Source organism: Polaromonas sp. P4_F9, from assembly GCF_056401235.1.
This window is the reverse complement of sequence record NZ_JBFUJT010000002.1, coordinates 296,898-319,105: the sequence shown is the minus strand read 5'-3', so window position 1 is coordinate 319,105 and position 22,208 is coordinate 296,898. Positions and strand designations below refer to the sequence as shown.

Genomic DNA, 22,208 nt, shown 5'->3' with positions numbered 1-22,208 from the left:
GGCATGGGAAGCTGTCAAAAACAGAGCGGATTAGAGCGGAGCAGGGTCAGGGTTTTTTTGACCACCGCGTAGCGCTGTAGCGTCAGTGCCCGCGCTTCATCGTGCTGGACGATGGGCCTTGGGTAGTTTTGCCCGAGCAACACGCCCGCCGCGCTCAGTTCAACCGGTTTGGCCAGCCAGGGGCTGTGCAGGCATGGGGTGGGCAGTCTTTCCAGGGCCGGCAGGTATTTACGGATGAACTTGCCTTCCGCGTCAAATTTTTCGCTCTGGCTGACCGGATTGAAGATGCGGAAATAAGGCTGCGCATCGCAACCGGTACTGGCCGCCCACTGCCAGCCTCCATTGTTGGCTGACAGGTCAAAATCATTGAGTTTTTCGGCAAAGTAGCGCTCACCCCAGCGCCAGTCTATGCCGAGGTCCTTCACCAGAAAACTGGCGGTTACCATGCGCAGGCGGTTATGCATGTAGCCCGTCTGGTTGATCTGCGCCATGGCCGCGTCTACCAGCGGGTAGCCCGTGCGGCCATCACACCAGGCCTGGAAGCGGGTGGTGGCTATTTCGCCGCTTTCCCACACGATGGCGTCATATTCGGGCTTGAACGCACGGGTTGCAGCATGGGGGTAGTTGCTCAGAATCTGGGCATAAAAATCCCGCCAGATCAATTCGCTGAGGCAGGTGGCGGCGCCTTCGCTTCCCTCGTTTTGCTGCTGCAAGGCCGTTGAAGCCATCTTGCGGATCGAGATCGTGCCAAAACGCAGGTGCACGCCCAGGTAGCTTGGGCCTTTGACGGCCGGAAAGTCGCGCGTGTCCCGGTAGAGTCTGATGCGGCCCAGAAACTCCTCAAAAAGCGCAGTTCCACCCCGGCTTCCTGTGGGGATTTTCAGCGCCGACAGGTTGGTTTTCTCAAATCCCAGCGTATCCAGCGATGGAATAGCAGGCGGCTCACCGCCCGGCAGGGGGGCGAGGGCATCGGCATACCGCGCCACCGGATAGGGCTTGAAATAGAAGCTGTCGACCTTTTTCAGCCAGGCATTTTTGTAGGGGGTGAATACGCTGTAGGGTTTGCCGGCCTGCGTCAGCACCTCCGTGCGTTCAAAAATGACGTGATCCTTGAAGCTGTGGAACGCCACGCCGTGGCTGGCCAGCAGCGCTTGCACCGCGACGTCGCGCGCCAGGGCCTGGGGCTCGTCGTCATGGTTGGTGAACACCGCATCTATGGAAAGCTTTGTAACCAGCGTTCCCAGGGCCTCGCTGGGCCTGGCATGGCGCACCAGCAAGGCGGTCCCGGCGGCGCACCCGCCCTGGCGGGCCAGGCCGTGCAATTGCCCGCTCAGGTCGACCAGGGATTCCCGGATGAATTCCACGCGCCGGTCAGCCCGGGGCAGGCCGTTCAGGATGTCCCGGTCAAACAGGAACAGGCAAAACACCTGGTGGCACGACTTCAGGGCGTGGTAGAGCGCGGCATTGTCCTCGGCACGCAAATCCCGCTTGAACCACATCAGGCCGGTCCGGTATTTTTTTGACATGGAATCGATGGTAGCCAAGTAGGGCGAACTGGGGCGAGTTGGGGCAGGCGGGCTCTGCCGGCGGGTTTTCCGCGGAGCCTGCCGCCAACTCGGTGTTTTCCATTAGAGTGCGCGTAAAATCATGGCATGGCTACGGATTCCGCACTGATCAACCTGACGCATCATTTCCTGATCGCGATGCCCGGGCTGGAGGATGAAGCCTTTGCCAAAAGCGTCGTGTACATGTGCGAACACAGCGACCGCGGGGCATTGGGCCTGGTCATCAACAAGCCCAGCGACATCAACCTCAAGAACCTGTTTGACAAGGTTGAGTTACCGCTACACCGCGACGACCTCACCGAGGCGCCGGTGTTTCAGGGTGGCCCCGTGCAAACCGAGCGGGGGTTCGTGCTCCACGAATCCATGATGCCCGGCAGCGAGTCGGTGTATGCGTCGACCATGACGATTCCCGGGGGGCTGGAAATGACCACCTCCAAGGATGTTCTGGAGGCGCTGTCGACCGGCGCCGGCCCGCGCAAGGTGTTTGTCTCGCTCGGTTATTCAGCCTGGGGCGAGGGTCAGCTGGAATCGGAAATCTCGGACAACAGCTGGTTGACTGTGCCTGCCGATGTGGCGGTGATTTTTGACACGCCGGTGGAGCAGCGCTACGACAAGGCCCTGATGCTGCTGGGCCTGCAGAGCTGGATGCTGTCTCCCGACGCCGGTCACGCATGAGCCTGGCGGCCGTGCCTCTTTCGACTGCGCGTCTTCAAACATTTCTGGCTTTCGACTTCGGCCTCAAACGCACCGGCGTTGCGACCGGCAATGTGCTGACCCGCACCGCCACGCCCCAGGCAACCATTGCCGCCACGGGCGATGCCCGCCTCAAGGCGATTGAACTCCGGATCAGGGAATGGCAGCCCGATGCGCTCGTCGTTGGTGTTCCGTTTCATCCGGATGGCGCGAGCCACGAAAATACCCGACGCGCGCAAAAATTTTCCCGCCAGTTGCGGGCACGCTTCGGCCTCAAGGTGTTCGAGGTCGATGAGCGCTACAGCACGACCGAGGCCCTGGCCGGCGGCGCGGCGGACGCTGATGCGGCATCTGCCTGCATAATTCTTGAGCAATTTTTAAGGAGTCTTCCATGAGCAGTCTGACACTGGACGCTGAGGCGCTGTACAGCGATTTGCTGCGGGGCCTGCGACTGCAACTGACCTCCTACGACCAGCCACCGCTGCTGGTGGGGGTTGCCTCAGGCGGTGCCTGGCTGGCACAGCGCTTGCAAAAGGACCTGGGTTTGGCGCAAGAGGCCGGCATTCTGTCTTCATCGATGCACCGTGATGATTTTTCACAGCGCGGCCTGGCCTCCAGTGGGCAAACCTTGCTGCCCTTTGATGTGAACGGTGCCCACCTGATTGTGGTGGACGATGTGCTTTATACCGGCCGCACCATCCGCGCGGTGCTCAATGAACTGTTTGACTACGGCCGGCCCGCCAGCGTCAAGCTGGTGGTGCTGGTGGACCGGGGCGGGCGCGAGTTGCCGGTGCAACCCGACTTGGCCGTGGCGCGGGTGGCCCTGCCTGCCTCGCAAACCCTTGAGCTGGCGCGTGCTGAAGACGGCCGCTTCAGCTTTCAGGTCCAGGACCGGTAATTTAAAGAAAAAGAGGAGTCCCAAGCGTGTTGTACCGACGAAACCCACAACTCAACAAGAACGGCGAGCTGATCCACCTGCTGTCGATAGAAGGCCTGCCCAAGGCGATCCTGACGCAGATTCTGGACACGGCCGCCAACTTTGTCAGCGTGAACAACCGTGAGGTCAAAAAAGTGCCGCTGCTGCGCGGCAAGAGCGTTTTCAACCTGTTTTTTGAAAACTCCACCCGCACCCGCACCACCTTTGAAATTGCGGCCACGCGCCTGTCGGCCGACGTGATCAACCTCGATATCGCGCGTTCGTCGGCCTCCAAGGGTGAGTCGCTGCTGGACACCATCGCCAACCTGAGCGCCATGGCCGCCGACCTGTTTGTGGTGCGCCACGGCGAATCCGGTGCGCCCTACCTGATCGCCCAGCATGTCGCACCGCACGTGCATGTGATCAATGCGGGCGATGGCCGTCATGCCCACCCGACGCAGGGCCTGCTGGACATGTACACCATTCGCCACTACAAGAAAGACTTCAGCAATCTGACGGTCGCCATCGTGGGCGATGTGCTGCATTCGCGCGTGGCGCGCTCTGACATTCATGCGCTCACCACGCTGGGTTGCCCCGAAGTGCGCGTGGTGGGCCCCAAGACACTGGTGCCTGCTGACATGGCGCAGATGGGTGTGCGCGTCTGCAACACGCTGGAAGAGGGCATCAAGGACGCTGACGTGATCATCATGCTCAGGCTGCAAAACGAACGCATGTCGGGCGCCCTGCTGCCCAGCAGCCAGGAGTTCTTCAAGAGCTTTGGCCTGACCAACGAAAAGCTGCAACTGGCCAAGCCCGATGCCATCGTCATGCACCCGGGGCCCATCAACCGGGGTGTTGAAATTGACTCGGCGGTGGTCGATGGCACGCAGAGCGTCATCCTGCCGCAGGTTACCTTCGGTATCGCAGTGCGCATGGCTGTCATGGGCATCGTTGCAGGGAATGAAGCATGAACATGGCCCCCACGCTTGTCACTTCGTGTACTGCGCTGCCCCCCAAGGGGGCTGAACTTCGCTTGGGGCGGCCCGGCGCTTCGTTCGTGACCCCCTCGCTTGTCGCTTCGCGTACTACTCTGCCCACCAAGGGGGCTGGCCTCGCTTGGGGCGGCCCGGCACAGCGGCCTTTTTTCGGAAAAACAAAATGAAACTTCTCATTAAAAACGGCCGAGTGATCGACCCCGCTTCGGGGCTGGATGAAGTTTGTGACGTCGCCATTGCGGCGGGGCGCATTGTCTCGCTGAACCACACGGCGGCCGATTTTTCGCCTAACAAAACCCTGGATGCCACGGGCTGTATCGTGGCGCCCGGCCTGATCGACCTGTCGGCTCGCCTGCGCGAGCCCGGCTATGAACATGAAGGCATGCTGGAGAGCGAGCTGGCCGCGGCGGTTGCCGGCGGTGTGACCAGCCTGGTCTGCCCGCCGGATACCGACCCGGTCCTCGATGAGCCTGGCCTGGTGGAAATGCTCAAGTTTCGTGCCGAAAAGCTGCACCAGTCGCGCGTGTTCCCGCTGGGCGCGCTGACGCGGGCCCTGAAGGGCGAGGCGCTGACCGAAATGGTGGAGCTGACCGAAGCCGGCTGCGTGGGATTCAGCCAGGCCGAAGTGCCGCTGGCCAACACCCAGGTGCTGATGCGTGCCCTGCAATACGCGACCACCTTTGGCTACACCGTCTGGCTGCGCCCGCAGGAAATGCACCTGGGTCAGGGCGTGGCCGCCAGCGGAGCGCTGGCGACCCGCCTGGGTTTGAGCGGTGTATCCGTGGCCGCCGAAACGATCGCCCTCCACACTATTTTCGAGTTGATGCGCGCCACCGGCGCGCGGGTGCACCTGTGCCGGATCAGCAGCGCCGCAGGGGTGGCGCTGGTGGGTAAGGCCAAGGCGGAGGGGCTGGACGTGACCTGCGACGTCAGCATCAACAGCCTGCATTTGACCGATGTCGATATCGGCTACTTCGACAGCCGCATGCGGCTGGACCCGCCCCTTCGCCAGCAGCGCGACCGGGATGCCATTCGCCAGGGCCTGGCAGACGGCACGATCGATGCGCTGGTGTCCGACCACAACCCGGTCGACGAGGATGCCAAAACCCTGCCGTTCGCCGAGGCCGAAGCAGGCGCGACCGGCCTGGAACTGTTGCTGGGCCTGGCCTGCAAATGGGGTGCTGACAGTCAGGCCGGCATGGCCCGTGCACTGGCGGTGCTGACGAGCGAGCCGGCACGCGTACTTGGCAACTCCCTGGGCACGCTGCAGGCCAGTGCCGGCCGGCTGGTCAAAGGGGGCATGGCGGATTTGTGCGTGTTTGACCCGGCCAGCGAGTGGATGGTTGAGCCGCAAGCCTTGCGCAGCCAGGGCAAGCACACGCCTTTTTCCGGCTATCAGCTCCCTGCGCGCGTGCGCTGGACGGTGGTTGGCGGGCAGCTGGCTTACGAAGCGTCGCGTTAAGCACACGTCCCGGACTGCATGAAGTTGCTGGGCGTTTGCTGGAAGCTGCTGCGAGCCACGGCCCACGCGGTGGTGGGTTTCCTGACCATCAAGATATTGTTTCCGGGATTGAGCCAGGCCCACCGCGAAGCACGCGTGCAGGTGTGGGCGGGCGAATTGCTTCGCATCGTGGGTATCGAGCTGGTGGTGAACGGCACGCCGCCCGTGGCCGGACCGGTGCTGCTGGTGGCCAACCACATTTCATGGCTGGACATTGTGGTGATGCACGCATCACGCCATTGCCGGTTCGTCTCCAAGTCCGATGTCAAGAGCTGGCCTTTTGTCAGCACGCTGGCCGATGGCGCCGGCACGCTGTACCTTGAGCGTGAGTCGCGCCGCGATGCGCACCGGGTGGTGGTGCAAATGGCAGAACGCCTGCGAGCGGGGGACATCCTTGCGGTGTTTCCCGAGGGCACCACCGGGGACGGCATCACGCTCATGCCCTTTCACGCCAACCTGATCCAGGCCGCCATCGAGGCGTCTGTGCCGGTGCAGCCGGTGGCGCTCAAATTTGTCGACCCGRCAACGGGTGCGACGAGTCTGGCACCCAGTTATGTGGGCGATGAAACCCTGATCGGATCGATCTGGCGAACCCTGACGGCACCGGGGCTGAGGGCTGTGGTGACTTTTGGGGTGGCTCAGGGCGCCGAGGGGCAGACCCGGCGTCTGTGGGCCCAGGCCCTGCGCGAGGACATTGAGCGCCTCAGACGGGTGTAGCGTGCGGCGGGCGCTGCAAAGGCCCGGCAGTGGTGGGGGGCAGGGGGGTCGCTGAGGTCAGGGGGCTGGCGGAGGCGCCCGTGACCGCCACAGCCTCCCGCTCAAAGGTCACCACGTGATCGACCTCGGCGCGAATGCCAATCCACTCGCCCAGCGCATGGTCATGGTGTGAGGGCACATGGGCCACCACCGTCTCGCCCGTCAAAAGCCGCAAGGTGTACAAAAATTCCGAGCCGCGGAAAGCCTTGCGAAGAATCTGCGCTTTGACCGGCGCGTTGTCGTCATGCACGATATCGTCGGCGCGCAGCAGTACATCACACAAGCCATCGGGATAGGCCTCGGGCAGGGGGCATTCGCGGACGTCTGTCAGGTCACCGAGCGCGGTGTGCACCACCACCTCGTTGCCACGCTGTTCAATGTGCGCTTGCGCGAACACCCCGTGGCCAATGAAGTCGGCGACAAAGCGGGTGGCCGGCCGGTGGTACAGGGCATAGGCGTCTTCCCACTGGTGCAAATGCCCTTCATTCATCACGCCAATGCGGTCGCCGATGGCAAATGCCTCCAGCTGGTCATGGGTGACGAACAAGGCGGTTGCGCCGGCCGCCTTGAGGATGCCGCGCACTTCATGGGCCAGTCGCTCGCGCAGATCCACGTCCAGGTTGGAAAAAGGTTCGTCCAGCAGCAGCAGGCGCGGCTCGGGAGCCAGCGCCCGCGCCAGTGCCACACGCTGCTGTTGTCCGCCGGAGAGTTCGTGCGGAAAACGCTTGTGCACATTGCCCAGGCCCACCAGCTCCAGCACCGCATTGACGCGCTGGTCCCGCTTGGCAGCGGGGAGATGGGTCAGGCCGAAAGCCACGTTGTGCGCCGCGTTCAGGTGCGGAAACAGCGCGTAATCCTGAAACACCATGCCGATGCGGCGCGATTCCGCAGGCACATGGGTATCAGGGCTGCTGACGATTTGCTGTGCCAGCTTGATGGTGCCCGCCTGTGCGCGTTCCAGGCCGGCCACCGCACGCAGCAGGGTGGTTTTTCCGCAGCCGGAAGGTCCGATCAACACCCCGATTTCGCCCGCCCGCAGGCCAAAGGTCACGCTGTCGACAGCCGGTTTTGAGCGGCCCGCGTAGTGCACACCCAACTGGGAGACATCCAAGAACATGGGTTGATTGTAGATGCTTACAATTCTCATTTGCAGTGACTGACTGCAAAAACCATGGCGCACGCTGGTTTGGGCACAGCCCGCTCCGGCAGAGGCCTTTTTTCGGGTCTACATGCTCCGCCGTTTCCTACCCTCCGCGCTTCTTTTTGCCCTGGTCAGCCTGCTGACCTTGCCGGTGCTGGCCGTGGCCTTCTCATGGCTGCAGTTCAACGACGAAGCCAGGTCCATCCTGATCCAGATGCTGCAAACGGTTTTGCCCGCCTACACCGGCGTCTCACTGCTGCTGTGCCTGTGCGTGGCCCTCGGTGTTGCGGTGGTGGGCATGGCCACTGCCAGCGCCGTCACGCTGTTCGAATTTCCCGGTCGGCGCGTGTTTGAGTGGGCCCTGCTGCTTCCGCTGGCCATGCCGGCCTACGTGGTGGCCTATGCCTACACCGACTTCCTGCAGTACGCGGGCCCGCTGCAGACCTGGCTACGTGCTGCCTTTGGTCTTCAGGGCCGCCTGCTGCCTGAGGTGCGCAGCCTCGGTGGCGCCGTGCTGGTATTCACCGTGGCGTTGTATCCCTACGTGTATTTGCTGGCGCGTACAGCCCTGTCAGAGCGGGCTGTGCACCTGATGGAGGCGGCCCGCCTGCTCGGTGCACCGCTTTCCCGCCGTATCCGCGCTGTGGCCCTGCCTTTGGCGCGTCCTGCCGTGGCCGCCGGGGTGGCCCTGGCTTTGATGGAAACCCTGGCTGATTTTGGCGTGTCCAGTTATTTCGGTATCCAGACCTTCACCGCCGGGATTTACAAGGCCTGGCTGTCCATGGACAACCGCATTGCCGCAGCACAACTGGCTACCGTGCTGCTGATTTTTGTGGCCATGCTGCTGAAAATTGAGCACAGCGCGCAAAAACGGATGCGTTTTGCCGCAGGCCGGGGTGCGCGCGCCGGCGCCCAGGACGCCGCGCCGGTGCGGCTGCGGGGTAGCCGTGCCGCCCTGGCGTGGCTGGTCTGCGCCTTGCCCATCGCGATGGGTTTCCTGCTGCCCGTGCTCTTCATGCTGCGCCCACTGGTTCTGGGCTGGGACAGTCTGCTGTGGGACAAATTCCTCGGCTGGACGCTCAACAGTGTCTGGCTGGCCGGGCTGAGCGCACTGCTGGCCACCGCGCTGGCCGTCAGCCTGGCGTTTGCCATGCGCCGCCAGCCCCATGTACTCACCCGCTTGGCTGTGCACCTGGCCAGCCTGGGTTATGCCGTTCCGGGCGCGGTGATTGTGGTGGGCCTGCTATTGCCCGTGGGCTGGCTGCAGGCGGCGGCGCCGCAGACCGGCGCGGGCTATTGGGTCACCGCCACGGTGCTCGGGATTGTCTGGGCCTACCTGGTTCGCTTCAGTGCGGTAGCACTGCAGACCATGCAAAGCGGCTATTCACGCATTCCCGCCAGCTTTGATGACAGTGCGCGCATGCTGGGCACGACAGGCGCCGGCATTCTTGCCCGGGTGCACTGGCCGCTGCTCAAGCGCTCGGTGGCGGCCGCAGGTCTGCTGGTGTTTGTCGATGTCATGAAGGAGTTGCCCGCCACGCTGGTGCTGCGCCCTTTCAACAGCGACACCCTGGCCGTCGTGACCTACCAGCTGGCACGGGACGAGCGGCTCGGGGAGGCCGCCCTGCCGGCGTTGGCACTGGTGCTAGTGGGGCTGCTGCCGGTGGCCCTGCTGAGCCGCACCCTGCGGTCGAGGTAGGCCGGCGGCAGGCCGGTTTTCGGCTTCAGGTTTTGGCCTTGATGTAGCGGTATTCCTGGGTCAGGCCGCCAAAACCGTAGGCTTCCGCCCGCACATCCTGCACGTGGATGTAGCTTTCTTCATGCACATTGCCGAGCAGCTTGCCGAGTGCTGAAAACGCCTCGGCGATGTATTGGGCTTTTTCGTCCTTGGTGTTCGTGCCGTCCACGACCTTGATGTCGAAGTAAAAGCTGTTTTTCCCCTGCTCGGCCAGCGAGCGGCCCCCAACGATCCAGTGCTCGGGCGGGACGTAGTCAATCGCGATGGCGGTGAGTTCGCGCTTTTTCCGCAGGATTCTGGTGGTCAGCTCCAGCAGGGTTTCCGAGACCGCATGGGTGAGGGCGGTACTGGCGGGCTGGCTGATCTTGACATTCAGGATAGGCATTTGAAGAACTCCATATGGTTAGCTATGCAACTAAAACATTAAAAAAAGACGGGGCAGTGAACGCGCTATTTCAAGGCGGAAGACACGCTTCTGACCCGGGCGACGGTCTCATCGAAGTTCTCCTTTCCTATTTGTTGCTGAATGCGGCGGGTGACTTCGCCGCTGGCCTTGTTGATACCTGCATGGAGCGCTTCGGCCCGGCCTGTGGGGTAGACGACCCAATGCCGTCCATCGGCTTGCGTGCCCCTGCGCTCAATCAGCTTGAGCGCCTGCAGCCCGTCCAGCAGGCGCGTGGCGGTGGGTCGTGAAATGGTCAACTCATCGGCAATCTCGTGTTGCAACATGCCAGGGTGCTTGAGCACCAGCCGCAACAGGAAGCCCTGGGAGGGCGTCACACCGAATGGCTTGAAGGCCAGTGTCCATTCCTTGTCGACCAGGCGGGCCAGCGCGGTGGTATTGAAATAAAGGCAGTGATCGAACATGCGGTGCAGCTTAGCATTTAATAGTTAGCTATGCAACTAGTTTCTTCGCAAATCATTCCGGGATTTATGGAATTTCCGGGGGGGCACAGGTGCGGCGCTGCGGGAGCCTGTAAGTATGAGCCTACGCGTAGCAAATGCGCGGGACTACGGCTCGCCCGCCGCCCCGAGAGTAAGGTTTATTCACCCGTAACGTGCTTACTGCGGTTCATAGCTGCGCAAGCCGTCAGACGGAGTTCGTCAACATCCTCAGGAGATAACCATGAACCAGGACCAGCTAGAAGGCAACTGGCTTCAGTTGAAGGGCAAGATCAAGGAGCAATGGGGCAAGCTCACCGATGACGACCTTGATGTGATTGCCGGCAAGCGTGACCAGTTGCTGGGCAAGATTCAGGAGCGGCACGGCCTCAGCAAGGAAGAGGCTGAAGAGCAGTTCAAGGCGTGGCATGAGCGCAACCCCACCAACTTCTTTGAACGCTACTGAGCCGAACGTTATCGAGTCGTCATGAATGGCTGATTTCCATCTGATCAATGATTAAAACTTACCAAAGGAATCATCATGAAAACCAAATTGCTAATGCTCACTGTGGTGATGTCTTGTGCTTTTGCCGGCAACGCTGTGGCCATGACCAAAGAGGAATACAAAACACAGAAAGACCGGATCTCGGCCGATTACAAGGCGGGTTGGCAAAAATGCAATGCCATGAAAGCCAACGCCAAGGACATTTGCGTATCCGAGGCAAAAGGTGCAGAAAAAGTGGCCAAGGCGGAACTGGAAGCCCAGTACAAGCCCAGCCCCAAGAATGACGAGAAAGTGACTTTCGCCAAAGCCGATGCCGCTTACGATACCGCCAAGGAAAAATGCGACGACCTGTCGGGTAATGCCAAGGACGTGTGCGTGAAGGACGCCAAGGCTGCGCATGTGAAGGCCAAAGAAGATGCCAAAGTGATGAAGGCTGGCGCCGACACCAGCAAAAAGAAAACCGAAAAAATGGCTGATGTGAAAAAGGACGCCGCTGAAGAAAAACGTGAAGCGGACTACAAGGCGGCCAAGGAGCGCTGCGACAGCCTGGCTGGCGCGGCCAAAGACACCTGCCAGAGTGACGCCAAGAGCAAATACGGCATGAAATAGAGGGCTGAAAGGCCATCAGCAGGGCAGGCGATGCAGAGCCTCGCGCCCCTGATGCAAAGGTGCAAAGGAGATCCCGTCAGGTGCGAGCCTGGCGGGATTTTTCGTTGGGCCGGCTTGCGGCGAAAACCCCGCAGACAGGGGTCACGGTGACTGACCCGCCACCTGAAGGTGCAGGCGCGCGGACCTCATTTGCCAGCAGCGCCGGCAGGGTCCGATTTCAGAGACTATGTTTCAGCGACATTCACACTCGCCGCCTGGCGAATGGCGTCCAGCGTCACGCGGCCCACGACATCGCCGCCCGCGTTGACAACCGCGGCCTCATCGGCGCCGGCGTCAAGCATCGCAGACAGGGCATCGCGCAGCGGTGCGCCAGCCGGCACACGCGGCGCGCTGCTGGCAGGTGTACCAGCATCGGTGCACAGCCCGGTTGTCAGCAGTGACAGTCTTTTGAGCGACCGGTCTTCGCCGACAAAAGCCTGGACAAACGAATTTGCAGGAAGCGCCAGGATGCGTTCCGGCGTGTCGTACTGAACGACTTTTCCGGCACGCAGGATGGCGATGCGCGTGGCCATTTTGATGGCTTCGTCGATGTCGTGCGTGACAAAGACAATGGTCTTCCCGAGTTCGCGCAGGATGCGCAGGAACTCGTCCTGCAGGCTCGCGCGGGTGATGGGGTCGATGGCCCCGAAGGGTTCGTCCATCAGCATCACCGGCGGGTCCGCGGCAAGCGCCCGTGCCACGCCCACGCGCTGCTTTTGGCCCCCAGAGAGTTCCCGCGGAAAACGGTCCCGGTACAGGCCGGGTTCCATGTGGACGAGCGCCAGCAACTCATCCACGCGCCGGGCGATGCGCGGCGCGTCCCAGCCCAGCATTTTCGGTACGGTCGCCACGTTCTCGCCGATGGTCATGTGGGGGAAGAGCCCCACCTGCTGGATCACATAGCCGATCGAGCGGCGCAACTCTACCGCGTCGATCCGGGTCACATCCTGCCCGTCGACTTCAATCCGCCCCGAATCGGGTTCCACCATGCGGTTGATCATGCGCATGGTCGTGGTCTTGCCGCACCCCGAGGGGCCGATCAGCACGCAGATTTCACCCGCATTGATGGTGAGCGACAGTCCGTCGACGGCAGTCTGGCCGCTGGTTCCGAAGCTCTTGGTGAGGCGGTCGAGTGTGATCATGCGCGAAGGCCTTGAGGGGTCATGCGGCGCTGCAGTGCGCCAAAAAGAAAATCAGTGCCCAGCGCCAGCAGGGTCACCGGGATGGCGCCCACCAGCAGTTGGGGGATGGCCATCATGGCAATGCCCGCGGTGATGAAGTCGCCAAGCCCGCCGCCGCCAATAAAGGCCGCCAGCACCGCCCCGGAAATCACCTGCACAGCGCCGGTGCGCAGGCCCGCAAAGATGACCGGCAGGGCCATCGGCAGCTCGACCTGCCGCAACAACAGGGTCCGCGTCATGCCCATGCCAACCGCCGCGTCGACGGCGTCGGCGTCCACGCCACGCATGCCGACGATGGTGTGGGTCACGATGGGCGGCAGCGCGATCAGCGTCAGGGCGAACAGCGCAGGCGCAAAGCCGGTCCCCAGAAGCGGCATGACCAGCGCGAGCACGGCCAGCGACGGCAGGGTGCGTCCGACATTCGCCGCGTTGACCACGGCCAGCGCCAGGCCGCCGCGCCGTGCCACGGCAATACCGGCAGGTATGCTGATCAGCGCGGCCAAAAACAGCGCCGACCCTGACAGAGCAATGTGCACGCCCAGGGCCCGGTAGAACTGGGTCGGATGGGTCGCCAGGAAGTTCCAGGTGTCGGCGAGCATTGTTTTTCCTGGAGGTCAGGCCGCGCGCCGGCGTTTGAGCTGTCGCTCGAGCAGTGCGAGCAGCAGGTCGACACTGACCGCCAGGGCACACGCGGTCAAGGCGCCTGCCCATATTTTTGCGGGGTGATCGCTGGCAATGCCGTTGAAGATCAACGTGCCCAGCCCGCCCGCGTTGACGTAGGCCGCGACGACGGTCACGCTGATGACCGTCACGGCGGATACGCGCAGACCCGCCACGATCACCGGCAGCGCCAGCGGCAATTCGATGCGCCGCATGATCTGGGCCGCGCTCATGCCCATGCCACGGGCGGCATCGATCACGTCCGCAGGAACCTCCCGAATGCCCGTTGCCACACTGCGGATCAGGATCATCAAGGAAAACGCCACCATGGTGATGATGGCATTGGTACGGCCTAGCCCGACGAGCGGAATCAGGAAAGCGAGAAAGGCCAGCGTCGGAATGGTGTACAAAATCCCGGAGACCGTCATCACGGCCCCGTACAGCCGTTCTCGCCGGGCGGCCACGAGGCCAATCACCAGCGACAGGGCGAATGCAATCGTGAGCGCCGTCAGGGAGATGGCAATGTGTTCCCACAGGGCATACACAATGTCAGTCCAGTTGCGCAGGAACCATTTCATATTGGTGTCACGCGGCCCCTGGACTGACGGCCCATGAACTGAACAAGCCCAAGGCTACGGCGCGTTGGACCCGGTCAATGTCCGGGCCCAGCGGACGGTCTTCGTCCAGCATGGCGACCAGGTCGCGCAGCTGCAGGTAGGTCGCGCGCGCGCCTTCCCCCATGGCGGCCTGATCGGTTTCACGCAGGTCCACGGCCTGGGCGGCGATCAGAAGTTCAATGGCAATGAGGTAGTGGACGCGCTCAAGCAGTTCGCCCAGTTTTTCGGCAACGCCCAGCGCCATGCAGGCATGATCCTCCAGCCCTTCGGAGACCGGCAGGTAATCGAGCGAGCCGGGGTTGGCGCGCAACCGTATCTCGGCCCACAAGGCGGTCAGAGTTTTTTGCACCGTGGCGAAGCCGGAATGGGCCGGCCCGTGGCGTGTCAGCTGCAGGGGCAGGCCGGTGAGCGCGGGGGACATGAAGCGCTGGCAGCGGGCCACAGACATGCTGGCAGCCTGTGCCAGCGCAATCGCGCAGGCGTCCAGCGCGAGCGCGAGGGCCGGCACGTGAAAGTTTCCGTTGGACAGCATGATGCCGTCGTCTGCCAGCACCAGCGGGCTGTCGGCGGCGCTGTTGAGCTCCACTTCGACCTGCTCCCTGGCCAGGGCTATCGTGCCCCGGGCGGCGCCATGCACCTGGGCCACGACACGCAGCGAGACCGGGTCCTGAACGCGGCGGGCGGCACCCGGCGCGAGCAGTGCGCTGCCCTTCAGGAGCGCGCGCAGCTGGCTGGCGACTTCCACCTGGCCGGTCGCAGGCCTGGCCATGACCGCGCTGGGATGGAGCGGGGACAGGTTGGCGCGAAAGCCCTCGAATCCCAGCGCCACCGCGGCCAGCCAGGCGGCCAGTGCGGCAGTGGCGTCATGCAGCACCAGTGCGGCACGCGCGGTGGTGGCGGCGTTGGAGCTGATCAGCGCCAGGCCGTCCTTGGCGCCGAGCTTGACGGGCTGCAACCCGGCGCGCTCCAGGGCGACGCCGCCCTTGAGCACCTCGCCGCCAAATTCGGCCTCGCCTTCGCCGAAAAGTGGCAGGGCCAGATGCGACAGCTGGGGCAGGTCAGCCACACCGATGGAGCCGAAGCGTGGCACCACCGGGTGCACCCGGTGGTTCAGCAGCGCGATACAGGCATCCAGCACGCCGGGTGACACGCCGGAGCCACCGCGCGCCAGGCCGGCGATGCGGGCAAATTGCATGGCTCGAACACTGGACTGCTCATAAGCCGGTCCGACAGCCACCGCGCGGGCACGCACGGCCCGTCGCTGATAGTCTTCCAGATCATCTTCCGCCAGCAGTGCGCCGGTGTTGGCGCCCAGCGCGGAATTGAGGCCATAAACAGGCGAGCCGGACGCCGCCAGGCGGACCACCACATCGCGCGCCGCGGTCACCCGCGCCCGGGCTGCGGAGGCCAGTGCGACGGCTTCACCCTGGCGGGCGACGCGCACCAGATCGGCTATGCCCACCCATGTTTCGCCGACTTCAATCGTCATGGGCTATCAGTTCTGGTCCGTTGATGCGCTTGCGACCTGTGGGGCTTACTTGACCAGGCCCTTGGCTTTGAGGAAATCGCGTGCCACGTCTTTGGGTTCGAGCTTTTCGCCATCGACCTGGTAGTTCATCTGGGCCATTGTGGTTTCGTCGAGCAGGGCGCTGACCCGGTTCAGGACATCACCAATCTTGGGGTTGGCATCGAGGACTTCGCGGCGAATGACAGGCACCACGAAATACGGTGGCCACAAGCTTTTGTCGTCGCGCAGCCGCTTCAGTTTCATGGCGCTGATCATGCCGTCCGTGGAGTAGCCGTTTACCACCTGGATCTGATCGTTCTTGAGCGCCTGGTAACGCAGGCCAATGGCCATCTGCAGGTCTTCCCCGAACACCATGTCGTATTTGGCTTTCAGGCCAGGCAGCCCGTCCTTGCGATCGCGAAATTCAGGGCCGGCGCCGATCTTCAGGTCCTTGGCGGCTTTCGCCAGATCCGACAGGGTTTCCAGCTTGTACTTCTGTGCGGTCTCCGGGCGGACGACCATCACATACCCGTTGTTGAGGTTGGACTGGTTCAGCACGGCAAAGCCCATCTTGGCGTAGGCCTCTTTCACCTTGTCATAAACGGCCTTGGGGTCCGTCATGGGCTCCTGCTTCAGCACGGCAAGCAGCATGGTGCCGGTGTACTCGGGGTAGAAATCGATCTGTTTTTCTTCCATGGCTTTTTGCGCAATCAGCGTGCCACCCAGATTGAGCTTTTTCTCGGTCTTGATGCCTGCGGCTTCCAGGGCCTGGGCGTAAATTTCTGCGAGCACAAACTGCTCGGTGAAATTCTTGGAGCCCACGCGGACCACTTGCTGGGCCTGCGAGGCAAGGGGCACCACGGTGGCGAAGGCCAATGCCCAAAAGGCCAGAAATTTACGAATCTTCATGATGATCTCCGTTTGAGGATGGCGACAGGAATGGTTAGAGGAATATCGAGATGAATATCGGAGGAATAGTGAGAAGAACAGCGTCAGATATTGCGGCAGTGACAGCGGACATTAACTGTTTTTCCGGAATTGTGCCTGGAACCCCGGCCCTCCTGCGCCCCTGAAAATCACCCATTCCGGCGCACCAACTTGTATATACAAGAGAATAATAGTAGCATACGAAAATTGCCCGTGCAAGACGAAAAATCACTCTGCAACAGCCGTTTTTTCGCAGACATGCCAGACCTCAAAACGGACTCCAGCAAGTGCCTTTTTCCTCACCGTCTTCACTTTTTGCCTCCCTGACCCTCCGATTGCCTGGCACCCTGGTGTGCGTGGTCATCGCCCTGGCGGCCACTTTTTTGTCGGAGCATTACGGCGGGCCGCAACTGCTGTATGCCTTGCTGATCGGCCTGGGATTTCATTTTCTGTGCAGCAATCCCCGCGTCAGGCCAGGCGTTGACTTTTGTGGCCGAAGCCTGCTGCGTATCGGCGTGGCGCTGCTCGGCGTGCGCATTACCCTGACCCAGGTCGCCAAGCTAGGCCTCGAATCCGCGGTGGTTATCGCGGTGGGGGTGGCGCTGACGATTCTTTTTGGATTGCTGCTGGCCCGGTGGTTGAAACGTCCCCGCGAGGAAGGCCTGCTCTCCGGCGGCGCCGTGGCCATCTGCGGGGCATCGGCGGTGCTGGCCCTGTCGTCCGTCCTGCCCCAAACCAGGGAGAACGAACGCTTCACGCTGCTGGCGGTGGTGGGCGTGACGGTGTTGTCCACCCTGAGCATGGTGATCTACCCCTTCGCGCTCAAGGCCATCGGCCTTCCCCCTGAGCAGGCGGGCATTTTCCTGGGCGGCACCATCCATGATGTGGCGCAGGTGGTGGCTGCCGGCATGATGCTGGGCCCCGCGGTAGGCGACACCGCCACCGTGGTGAAGCTGTTTCGCGTCATGCTGCTGATGCCCATTGTGGTGTTCGTCGCCATCAGCTACCGAAACCATCCGGACACCAAGGCGGCCGATGATGAAGTGCCGCTGGTCCCGGGCTTCCTGCTCGCCTTCATTGTGCTGGTGCTGCTGGCCAGCATCGGCACATTCACACCCGACATGACGCAGCTGGCGAGCAGCACCTCGCGCTGGCTGCTGGTCACGGCCATTGCGGCGGCGGGCATCAAGACCAGCTTTGAAGACCTGCTCAAACTCGGCTGGCAACCGGTTGCCATGCTGGTGGGCGAGACGGTTTTCATCGCCTCGCTGGTGCTGGCCGCCATTGTGACGCTGCGGCTGGGCCTGTAGCTGCGGAGCCACCTGCCGGATGAGGTCCGCGGCTTATCCGTGGCTTATCCGCGGCTTTACACCAGCCGCAAGGCGGTCAGCTCGGTGATTTGCGCTTCCCCCGCCAGGCCGATGCGCCCCTGTACCACCAGTTGATGCACCGCCCCGATGTCAGGCGCCAGGCTGCGGTCGTGCATCATGGCTGGCGATACCGAATGCACCAGTTGCAGCACGCCTTCCAGTGCAGCGGCGCTTTTCAGCGGCCGCAGAAATTCGATCCCCTGCGCGGCCGTCAGCAGTTCAATGGCCACGATGTACTCCGTGTTGCGCAGCATGGGCTGAAGGCGGCGGGCCGCAAAGGTCGCCATGCTCACGTGGTCTTCCTGGTTGGCCGAGGTGGGCAGGCTGTCCACACTGGCCGGATGGGCCAGCGACTTGTTTTCTGACGCCAGCGCGGCGGCGGTCACGTGCACGATCATGAAACCCGAATTCAGCCCGGGCTCGGGCGTCAGGAAAGCCGGCAGGCGCGACGCCACCGTGTCGACCAGCATGGCGATGCGTCGCTCGGTGATGGCGCCGATTTCCGCGATGACCACGGCCAGCGCATCGGCAGCCAGCGCCACCGGCTCCGCATGAAAATTGCCGCCGGATAAAAGCTCCCCCCCGACGTGGCCTGCGGCCACCTCCCCCTCCCCCTCAGGGGGACGGCTCCTGTCGCCCGGCAAAGCCGCCTCCACCGTCCCTGCTTGCACTGCAACTTCCCGGGTGGATGCGAACACCAGCGGGTTGTCGGTCACGGCATTGGCTTCACGCATCAACACCTGCGATGCATAGCGCATCTGATCCAGGCAGGCGCCCATGACCTGCGGCTGGCAGCGCAGGCAGTACGGGTCCTGCACCCGGTCGTCGCCCTCCAGGTGGGAGCGGCGGATCTCGCTGCCGACCATCAGCGCGCGGTAGGCGGCGGCACAGTCGATCTGCCCGGGCTGGCCGCGCACGGCGTGAATGCGTGGGTCGAATGGGCCGTCGCTGCCGCGTGCGGCGTCGAGCGTGACAGCCCCGGAAATCACGGCGGCTTCGAACAGGCGCTCGGTCGCCAGCAAGGCGTCGAGCGCCAGCGCGGTGGAGACCTGCGTGCCATTGATGAGGGCCAGCCCTTCCTTGGCCGACAACTGTATCGGCGCCAGCGAGGCCTGTTGCAGCGCGGCTGCGGCGGGCAGGCGCTCGCCGCGATAAAACACCTCGCCTTCGCCAATCAGCGGCAGGCACAGATGCGCCAGCGGTGCAAGGTCGCCGGAGGCGCCGACCGATCCCTGGCAGGGAATCACCGGCGTCAAGCCCTGGTTGTACAGGGCCAGCAGCAGGTCGATGACACATTCACGCACGCCCGAAAAGCCGCGCGCCAGGCTGGCGGCCTTGAGCAGCAGCACCAGCCGCACCACCCGCTCCGGCATGGGCTCGCCCACACCGACAGCGTGCGAGCGCAACAGATTGAGCTGCAAGGTATTCAGATCGGTTTGGGCGATGCGCTGGTTGGCCAGCTTGCCGAAACCGGTGTTCACGCCATAGACGGCGGCGCCGCCCTGCGCGGCCTGCTGGACGAGCTGGGCGCTGGCACGAATGCCGGCGGTGGCTGACGAATCTATCGTCAGCGGCTCGCTGCCTGCGTGGATCTGGCGCAGTTGCGCCAAGGTTAAAAAGCCTGGCTGGATGTTCATGGGTGACTCGTTGGCAAGCAGTGACAGCGGGAGGGGGAGGTGCCGCGTGGGTATTACCTCATTCGGGTTTGATGTTCTTTTGCCGGATCACTTCGGCCCATCGCACGGTGTCGGCCTGAATGGTGGCGGCGAGGTCTGACGGTTTGCCGGCGCCCGGCGTCATGCCCAGCGCGGCCAGCTTGTCTTTCAGTTCGGGACGGGCGAGGAGGCGTGTGGCTTCCGCGTTGAGCCGGTCAATCACCGGGCGCGGCGTGCCGGCGGGCACCATCAGCGCATACCAGGACACGGCCTCGAAGCGGGCCAGGCCCTGCTCGGCAAGGGTCGGGACTTCAGGCATGACCGGCGAGCGCTTGAGGCTGGCGACTCCCAGCGCGCGCAGCTTGCCGCTCTGGATGTGGGGCAGCACCGAGGACATCTGCGCGAACATCATCGACACCTGGCCGCCGAGCAGGTCGTTGAGCGCCGGCCCGATGCCCTTGTAAGGCACGTGGAGCAGCTGCACCTTACTCTGCAGCGCGAGCAACTCGCCCGCCAGATGCGCCTGGCTGCCGGCGCCGGGCGAGGCGAAGGAGAGCGCATCCGGCTTCTGCGCGGCCAGGGCCAGCAGTTCCCGGAGCGAGCGTGCAGGGATAGCCGCATTCACCACCAGCACGTTGTCCACCGTGGCCAGCATGGCAACCGGCGCGAGATCCGAGGCCTTGTAGGGCAGGTTGGGAAACAGCGTGGGGTTGACCGCGATATTGCCCAAGGGCACGATCGCCAGGGTGTGGCCGTCCGGCACGGCCTTGGCCGCCTGCTCGATGCCGATGTTGCCGGCCGCGCCAACCTTGTTGTCGACCACGGCCGGCTGGCCGAGGGCTTCGGACAGGCCCTGGGCCAGTACGCGGCCCAGCACATCCGTCGGTCCGCCGGGTGGAAAGGGCACGATCACATGCAGTGGCCGGGACGGATAGGTTTGCGCCAGTGCGCCGAAGGGCGTCGCCGTCACCAGCAGGCTGGCCAGCAGACTGAACAGGGCCGGCAGAAAGAAGCGAAAGTGAAAGTGAAAGCGAAAGCGAAAGCGAAAGCGAAAGCGGCGCATCAGAGTTCCTCGAAAGGGATGGCGGCCGCAGCGGCCATGGCCGCCAGGGGCTGGTAATCGGCGGGGTCGGGCACCGCAAAGCCCGTCAGCAGCAGGCCCTGCATGAGCGACGCCAGTCCCGGCGCGGTGGCCGTTGCCAGCAGGGCCGCGCGCAGCCGCGCGAGTTCGCCTGCGGTCAGGGCCGCGGTGGCGACCAGCGGGGGAATCGGCAGTGCCGGGGTGCTCGCCACCGTGCGCACCTGGGCGGCAAAGTCCGGCTCCCGTTGCCGCAGCAGATCGTGGTAGTAGCTGTCCAGGGGGCCGACGTCGATGCGGCCTTCGGCCAGCGCCTCGATCACGCCGCGGGCGTGAATCAGCTCGCCCACCGCCCGGCGGTACAGCCGCGGCCGGTCGGCCGTGCGGTAGCGTTCCAGGTAGTGGCGCGGGGCCACGCCGCCCGACATCGAATCGGCCAGCGTGTAGCCCAGCACGCCGCCGAAGGTGTCTTCGAGCGTCCGGTAAGGCGCGTCGGTGCGCACCACGATGTCGGTGAAATACACCGGCCGGCCGCCGTAGCGGGTCGGTGACGGCAGCGGTGCCGCGACCAGCGTGGGCCGGACTGCGCGTTGCGCGAAGGGCAGGCCGCACATCATGGCCAGGCCCAGGTCATCGCGCGCCCACAGCGTCGACAGGGGCGCCGGTGCGTCGTAGTCGATCACGTCCCACGGCAGGCCGGCGCGGGCCAGCACCCAGTCCAACAGCTGTTTCCAGTCGGCCTTGACCGATGGGGTCGCCGAGTACATGCGGGCGTTGGCCACCGGCAGGGAGGCGACGGGTGATGTGCTGATGGCGCTCATGGCGGTGTGGCGATGGCCTGCGGTCAGCGAAAGCGCAGCTGTTGCCCGAGGTTCATGCGCTTGGCCTTTTCCAGCATGAACGCACCGAGGGCGATGTCCGACAGCGACAGGCCGCGGTGCCAGAAGAGATTGGTCTCCTCATCGCTCTGGCGGCCGGGTTTGAGGCCCGCGACGATTTGCCCCAGTTCGGCATGCAGCGTTTTTTCCGACAGCTTGCCGCTGTCCACATGGGCGCGCAGGGCGCCAAAAGGCCCGGCCTTGGCCTGGCCCCAGTCGTCCATCACCATCTTGTCCATGATGTCGGTGAGCGACAGTTCCACCGCGCTCATGGTGCCGTAGGGAATCACGCAGGCGCCCTTCTTGATCCATTCGGTCTTGAGCATTGGTTCGGGTTTTTCCAGCCGCGAAGCCTCCACCACGATGTCGGCCCCGCGTACGCAGGACTCCCAGTCTTCCGTTACCGTGATTTTCTTGCCCAGGTCTTTTTCAAGCCGCGCGGCGAAGGCGTTGCGGCTGTCGGGCCGGCGCGAATGAACGCGGATTTCGTCAAAGTGGTAGATCGAGTCGAGCAGGCGGACATTCCAGTAAGACGTGCCGCGTGCGCCGATATGGCCCAGCACTTTGGAGTCCTTGCGCGCCAGGTGTTTTGCACCCAGCGCGGTGATGGCACCGGTGCGCATGTCGGTGATGTCGGAGGCGTCGATGATGGCGATCGGCGAGCCGTTTTTCGGGTTGAACAGGTTGAGCACCGCCAGCTCCGACGGCAGGCCGATTTCATAATTTCGGTAAAAGTCGCCCACCACCTTCACGCCGGCCAGGCCCAACGGGCGGATGTAGCCGCGCAACACATTGAAGTGGCCCGGGTAATCCTTTTCCGGCACCAGGTGCATGCGCGGCTCGATGGTGGTTTGCTGCAGGCCTTGCGCATGCAGCGCCTGCTCCACGGCGCCGATGATTTCGGCATCGGTCAGGGCCAGTGCCTGCACGTCAGGGTGGTTCAGGTAGGTCAGGTAGATTTCGGCGGTAGCGTCAACGTTATGGTCGGACATGTT

Annotated in this window: 23 protein-coding genes; 10 read left to right on the top strand and 13 right to left on the bottom strand. The window is 63.5% G+C overall.

The annotated features are described in order from the left end of the window. Nucleotides 1-14: 14 nt before the first annotated feature. Nucleotides 15-1,526, bottom strand: a complete 1,512-nt coding sequence (locus AC1DUB_RS03610) for a cryptochrome/photolyase family protein (protein WP_477728341.1) — start codon at nt 1,524-1,526, stop codon at nt 15-17. A 126-nt stretch (nt 1,527-1,652) separates the two neighbouring features. On the opposite strand from AC1DUB_RS03610, the gene AC1DUB_RS03605 reads away from it, so the two are divergent. From AC1DUB_RS03605 to AC1DUB_RS03580, 6 genes are all read left to right on the top strand, one after another. Next, on the top strand, nt 1,653-2,240 hold the full coding sequence (locus tag AC1DUB_RS03605) for a YqgE/AlgH family protein (protein WP_477720630.1): 588 nt from the start codon (nt 1,653-1,655) through the stop codon (nt 2,238-2,240). Beyond that, the gene (gene ruvX, locus AC1DUB_RS03600) at nt 2,237-2,653 is read left to right on the top strand and encodes a Holliday junction resolvase RuvX (RefSeq protein ID WP_477728340.1); all 417 of its coding nucleotides are present in this window, start codon (nt 2,237-2,239) and stop codon (nt 2,651-2,653) included. The genes AC1DUB_RS03605 and ruvX overlap by 4 nt, the downstream gene beginning before the upstream one ends. After that, nucleotides 2,650-3,156 (top strand): bifunctional pyr operon transcriptional regulator/uracil phosphoribosyltransferase PyrR, encoded by a 507-nt coding sequence (pyrR, locus tag AC1DUB_RS03595; protein WP_477728339.1) that lies wholly within the window; start codon nt 2,650-2,652, stop codon nt 3,154-3,156. The genes ruvX and pyrR overlap by 4 nt, the downstream gene beginning before the upstream one ends. A gap of 26 nt (nt 3,157-3,182) precedes the next feature. Then, nucleotides 3,183-4,145, top strand: coding sequence for an aspartate carbamoyltransferase catalytic subunit (locus AC1DUB_RS03590; protein ID WP_477720627.1), 963 nt, complete (start codon nt 3,183-3,185; stop codon nt 4,143-4,145). A 187-nt stretch (nt 4,146-4,332) separates the two neighbouring features. Beyond that, entirely contained in the window at nt 4,333-5,631 is a 1,299-nt protein-coding gene (locus AC1DUB_RS03585; RefSeq protein ID WP_477728338.1) for a dihydroorotase, read from the top strand. 18 nt (nt 5,632-5,649) lie between these two features. Continuing rightward, on the top strand, nt 5,650-6,387 hold the full coding sequence (locus tag AC1DUB_RS03580) for a lysophospholipid acyltransferase family protein (protein WP_477728337.1): 738 nt from the start codon (nt 5,650-5,652) through the stop codon (nt 6,385-6,387). Here AC1DUB_RS03580 and AC1DUB_RS03575 read toward each other — a convergent pair. Beyond that, nucleotides 6,374-7,543: an ABC transporter ATP-binding protein gene (locus tag AC1DUB_RS03575; RefSeq protein ID WP_477728336.1), complete on the bottom strand. Its 1,170-nt coding sequence runs from the start codon at nt 7,541-7,543 to the stop codon at nt 6,374-6,376. The two genes, AC1DUB_RS03580 and AC1DUB_RS03575, sit on opposite strands and share 14 nt — an antisense overlap. 112 nt (nt 7,544-7,655) lie before the next feature. Between AC1DUB_RS03575 and AC1DUB_RS03570 the strand changes: the two genes are divergently transcribed. Beyond that, nucleotides 7,656-9,266 (top strand): ABC transporter permease, encoded by a 1,611-nt coding sequence (locus AC1DUB_RS03570; protein ID WP_477728335.1) that lies wholly within the window; start codon nt 7,656-7,658, stop codon nt 9,264-9,266. A gap of 25 nt (nt 9,267-9,291) precedes the next feature. Here the strand turns inward: AC1DUB_RS03570 and AC1DUB_RS03565 are convergent, their stop codons facing one another. Further along, a complete protein-coding gene (locus tag AC1DUB_RS03565; protein ID WP_477720622.1) occupies nt 9,292-9,690 on the bottom strand; it encodes a tautomerase family protein in 399 nt (132 codons plus the stop codon). Nucleotides 9,691-9,755: 65 nt separating this feature from the next. Then, nucleotides 9,756-10,172, bottom strand: a complete 417-nt coding sequence (locus AC1DUB_RS03560; RefSeq protein ID WP_477728334.1) for a MarR family winged helix-turn-helix transcriptional regulator — start codon at nt 10,170-10,172, stop codon at nt 9,756-9,758. A 259-nt stretch (nt 10,173-10,431) separates the two neighbouring features. On the opposite strand from AC1DUB_RS03560, the gene AC1DUB_RS03555 reads away from it, so the two are divergent. Next, nucleotides 10,432-10,653 carry a CsbD family protein gene (locus AC1DUB_RS03555; protein ID WP_477720620.1) on the top strand — a complete coding sequence of 74 codons (222 nt, stop codon included), beginning with the start codon at nt 10,432-10,434 and terminating at the stop codon, nt 10,651-10,653. A 75-nt stretch (nt 10,654-10,728) separates the two neighbouring features. After that, nucleotides 10,729-11,301: a hypothetical protein gene (locus AC1DUB_RS03550; RefSeq protein WP_477720619.1), complete on the top strand. Its 573-nt coding sequence runs from the start codon at nt 10,729-10,731 to the stop codon at nt 11,299-11,301. A 224-nt stretch (nt 11,302-11,525) separates the two neighbouring features. Here AC1DUB_RS03550 and AC1DUB_RS03545 read toward each other — a convergent pair whose 3' ends face one another. From AC1DUB_RS03545 to AC1DUB_RS03525, 5 genes are read right to left on the bottom strand one after another with little or no spacing between them, the layout of a single operon-like run. Further along, nucleotides 11,526-12,482 carry an ABC transporter ATP-binding protein gene (locus AC1DUB_RS03545; RefSeq protein WP_477728333.1) on the bottom strand — a complete coding sequence of 319 codons (957 nt, stop codon included), beginning with the start codon at nt 12,480-12,482 and terminating at the stop codon, nt 11,526-11,528. After that, nucleotides 12,479-13,120, bottom strand: coding sequence for an ABC transporter permease (locus AC1DUB_RS03540; protein ID WP_011482107.1), 642 nt, complete (start codon nt 13,118-13,120; stop codon nt 12,479-12,481). Before AC1DUB_RS03540 ends, AC1DUB_RS03545 begins: the two co-directional genes overlap by 4 nt. Before the next feature lie 15 nt (nt 13,121-13,135). Next, a complete protein-coding gene (locus AC1DUB_RS03535) occupies nt 13,136-13,759 on the bottom strand; it encodes an ABC transporter permease (RefSeq protein ID WP_011482108.1) in 624 nt (207 codons plus the stop codon). A 7-nt stretch (nt 13,760-13,766) separates the two neighbouring features. After that, nucleotides 13,767-15,287: an HAL/PAL/TAL family ammonia-lyase gene (locus AC1DUB_RS03530; protein WP_477728332.1), complete on the bottom strand. Its 1,521-nt coding sequence runs from the start codon at nt 15,285-15,287 to the stop codon at nt 13,767-13,769. Between the two features lie 45 nt (nt 15,288-15,332). Further along, nucleotides 15,333-16,214 (bottom strand): glycine betaine ABC transporter substrate-binding protein, encoded by an 882-nt coding sequence (locus tag AC1DUB_RS03525; RefSeq protein WP_477728331.1) that lies wholly within the window; start codon nt 16,212-16,214, stop codon nt 15,333-15,335. Between the two features lie 305 nt (nt 16,215-16,519). On the opposite strand from AC1DUB_RS03525, the gene AC1DUB_RS03520 reads away from it, so the two are divergent. Beyond that, a complete protein-coding gene (locus AC1DUB_RS03520; RefSeq protein WP_477728330.1) occupies nt 16,520-17,542 on the top strand; it encodes a YeiH family protein in 1,023 nt (340 codons plus the stop codon). Between the two features lie 56 nt (nt 17,543-17,598). Here AC1DUB_RS03520 and hutH read toward each other — a convergent pair whose 3' ends face one another. From hutH to AC1DUB_RS03500, 4 genes are read right to left on the bottom strand one after another with little or no spacing between them, the layout of a single operon-like run. Continuing rightward, a complete protein-coding gene (gene hutH / locus AC1DUB_RS03515; protein WP_477728329.1) occupies nt 17,599-19,239 on the bottom strand; it encodes a histidine ammonia-lyase in 1,641 nt (546 codons plus the stop codon). Between the two features lie 58 nt (nt 19,240-19,297). Beyond that, complete coding sequence (locus tag AC1DUB_RS03510; protein ID WP_477728328.1) at nt 19,298-20,320, bottom strand: Bug family tripartite tricarboxylate transporter substrate binding protein; 1,023 nt, start codon at nt 20,318-20,320, stop codon at nt 19,298-19,300. Then, a complete protein-coding gene (locus AC1DUB_RS03505; protein WP_477728327.1) occupies nt 20,320-21,156 on the bottom strand; it encodes a phosphate/phosphite/phosphonate ABC transporter substrate-binding protein in 837 nt (278 codons plus the stop codon). Before AC1DUB_RS03505 ends, AC1DUB_RS03510 begins: the two co-directional genes overlap by 1 nt. Before the next feature lie 23 nt (nt 21,157-21,179). Continuing rightward, on the bottom strand, nt 21,180-22,205 hold the full coding sequence (locus AC1DUB_RS03500) for an ornithine cyclodeaminase family protein (RefSeq protein ID WP_477728326.1): 1,026 nt from the start codon (nt 22,203-22,205) through the stop codon (nt 21,180-21,182). Nucleotides 22,206-22,208: the final 3 nt, after the last annotated feature.

Bases quoted from the DNA above. Each gene is read 5' to 3' on its own strand.
- AC1DUB_RS03545 (WP_477728333.1), bottom strand. From the start codon at position 12,482: ATGATCACACTCGACCGCCTCACCAAGAGCTTCGGAACCAGCGGCCAG.
- hutH (WP_477728329.1), bottom strand. From the start codon at position 19,239: ATGAACATCCAGCCAGGCTTTTTAACCTTGGCGCAACTGCGCCAGATC.
- AC1DUB_RS03565 (WP_477720622.1), bottom strand. From the start codon at position 9,690: ATGCCTATCCTGAATGTCAAGATCAGCCAGCCCGCCAGTACCGCCCTC.
- AC1DUB_RS03555 (WP_477720620.1), top strand. From the start codon at position 10,432: ATGAACCAGGACCAGCTAGAAGGCAACTGGCTTCAGTTGAAGGGCAAG.
- AC1DUB_RS03510 (WP_477728328.1), bottom strand. From the start codon at position 20,320: ATGCGCCGCTTTCGCTTTCGCTTTCGCTTTCGCTTTCACTTTCACTTT.
- AC1DUB_RS03530 (WP_477728332.1), bottom strand. From the start codon at position 15,287: ATGACGATTGAAGTCGGCGAAACATGGGTGGGCATAGCCGATCTGGTG.
- AC1DUB_RS03570 (WP_477728335.1), top strand. From the start codon at position 7,656: ATGCTCCGCCGTTTCCTACCCTCCGCGCTTCTTTTTGCCCTGGTCAGC.
- AC1DUB_RS03505 (WP_477728327.1), bottom strand. From the start codon at position 21,156: ATGAGCGCCATCAGCACATCACCCGTCGCCTCCCTGCCGGTGGCCAAC.
- AC1DUB_RS03550 (WP_477720619.1), top strand. From the start codon at position 10,729: ATGAAAACCAAATTGCTAATGCTCACTGTGGTGATGTCTTGTGCTTTT.
- AC1DUB_RS03500 (WP_477728326.1), bottom strand. From the start codon at position 22,205: ATGTCCGACCATAACGTTGACGCTACCGCCGAAATCTACCTGACCTAC.
- AC1DUB_RS03535 (WP_011482108.1), bottom strand. From the start codon at position 13,759: ATGAAATGGTTCCTGCGCAACTGGACTGACATTGTGTATGCCCTGTGG.
- AC1DUB_RS03575 (WP_477728336.1), bottom strand. From the start codon at position 7,543: ATGTTCTTGGATGTCTCCCAGTTGGGTGTGCACTACGCGGGCCGCTCA.
- pyrR (WP_477728339.1), top strand. From the start codon at position 2,650: ATGAGCAGTCTGACACTGGACGCTGAGGCGCTGTACAGCGATTTGCTG.
- AC1DUB_RS03525 (WP_477728331.1), bottom strand. From the start codon at position 16,214: ATGAAGATTCGTAAATTTCTGGCCTTTTGGGCATTGGCCTTCGCCACC.
- ruvX (WP_477728340.1), top strand. From the start codon at position 2,237: ATGAGCCTGGCGGCCGTGCCTCTTTCGACTGCGCGTCTTCAAACATTT.
- AC1DUB_RS03585 (WP_477728338.1), top strand. From the start codon at position 4,333: ATGAAACTTCTCATTAAAAACGGCCGAGTGATCGACCCCGCTTCGGGG.
- AC1DUB_RS03540 (WP_011482107.1), bottom strand. From the start codon at position 13,120: ATGCTCGCCGACACCTGGAACTTCCTGGCGACCCATCCGACCCAGTTC.
- AC1DUB_RS03610 (WP_477728341.1), bottom strand. From the start codon at position 1,526: ATGTCAAAAAAATACCGGACCGGCCTGATGTGGTTCAAGCGGGATTTG.
- AC1DUB_RS03605 (WP_477720630.1), top strand. From the start codon at position 1,653: ATGGCTACGGATTCCGCACTGATCAACCTGACGCATCATTTCCTGATC.
- AC1DUB_RS03560 (WP_477728334.1), bottom strand. From the start codon at position 10,172: ATGTTCGATCACTGCCTTTATTTCAATACCACCGCGCTGGCCCGCCTG.